The sequence below is a fragment of the Pseudoalteromonas sp. SG41-2 genome, assembly GCF_014164535.1.
Taxonomy (GTDB): domain Bacteria; phylum Pseudomonadota; class Gammaproteobacteria; order Enterobacterales; family Alteromonadaceae; genus Pseudoalteromonas; species Pseudoalteromonas rhizosphaerae.
This window is the reverse complement of sequence record NZ_JACJFK010000078.1, coordinates 1-1,604: the sequence shown is the minus strand read 5'-3', so window position 1 is coordinate 1,604 and position 1,604 is coordinate 1. Positions and strand designations below refer to the sequence as shown.

Genomic DNA, 1,604 nt, shown 5'->3' with positions numbered 1-1,604 from the left:
CTGTGAGCTGATGAACAAAAACATCATATGAGGCGTAGGCTGGAGACGAGCTAGCACAAGATAGCGAAGTCATGTGATCTAACGGCCACCGTAAATGATGCAGTTGTGCAGAGAAAGTCGATGCACCTTATTCGGGGAGATCTGATAAACACGCATCCGCGCTAACGCTTGGAGATTACCAGTTAGGGACTGGTTGTTCAACCCTTGGCGCTCTGGTTGCTGCGACCTATAGCGAGCGAAATAGCAGTAAACAAGCGTTAGTTTAGACGCGCTTTATCGAGTAATCGCTAGAGTGATTCGTCAGAAGTCAGCAGACGGCATAGTAGCCAAACGCCCATCGTAATGGAGGGGACACGGTGAAGGCCTGAACATCTTAACCAGAGGAGAAACTACAAATGAACTTGAATTCACATAGATCACCGTGTTGTGATAGTGATGAACAGCGTTCGACTGTGAATAATACCTCGAATGAATATAACCAAACAGATCATGACCTTATGGCAAGGGTACTAAGCAACCACAATATTAGCGCATCATGGCAACATGTTAAGCGCAATAAAGGGGCTGCGGGTATTGATAATATGAGTATTGAGGAATTTAATGACTTCGCTAAGTTACATTGGCTGGGTATTAAACAACAATTACTTAACGGCACTTATCAACCCTTGCCAGTCAAACGCGTGATGATACCCAAACCTGATGGCGGTGAGCGAATGCTTGGGATCCCTGCTGTTATCGACAGAGTGATCCAACAAGCCATTGCTCAAGTGATCAGCCCTTACTTTGAGCCTAAATTTTCACCACATAGTTATGGTTATCGCCCTCATAAAAGAGCCAGTCAAGCAGTGAACCATGTTCAGTCTTGTGTTAAACAAGGTTATAAAACAGCGGTTGATATCGACTTGTCTAAGTTCTTTGATGAAGTAGACCATGACATGCTGATGAATCGTGTTGGCCGTAAAATCAAAGACAAAGCACTCATGCGCCTACTCGGTAAATACTTACGAGCGGGGATCGCAGAGCGCGAAACAGGTCTATGGTTTGAGTCAACCAAAGGAGTCCCCCAAGGTGGGCCATTATCCCCTTTACTTTCCAACATTTTACTCGATGAATTAGATAAGAAGCTAACCTACAAACACCTTAAGTTTGCACGTTACGCTGATGACATAATCATTTTAGTAAAAACCAAAAGCGAAGGACTAATAATCCAACAGGAAATTACTGCGTTTATCACTAAGCGATTAAAGCTCAAAGTGAACGAATCGAAAAGTCGGGTAGGTCCTGTATCAGGCTCGAAATTTCTCGGGTTCACATTCCGTTACGGTCAAGTGCAGATCCACGAACAGGCGCTAAAGAAATTCAAAGCAAATGTCAGGGAACTCACTAACCGCAACTGGGGGATCTCAATGACCCTACAAATTCATAAACTCACACAGTATTTACGCGGCTGGGGACACTACTACCTAATAGCCAACGCCTATCAGCTAACAGTGGATTTAGATCATTGGATCCGCCGTAGGATAAGAATGTGCTACTGGCGACAGTGGCGTAAACCTCGCACCAAAGTACGCAGTTTAATGAAATTGGGGGTCAGTGAGAGACTA

At 44.5% G+C, this 1,604-nt stretch carries 1 protein-coding gene; it reads left to right on the top strand.

All coding sequences use genetic code 11. From position 1 onward, the window contains the following. Nucleotides 1-395 precede the first annotated feature (395 nt). Nucleotides 396-1,604 (top strand): group II intron reverse transcriptase/maturase (ltrA, locus tag H5186_RS22420; protein WP_259400404.1); only part of this gene is annotated, 1,209 nt, incomplete at its 3' end.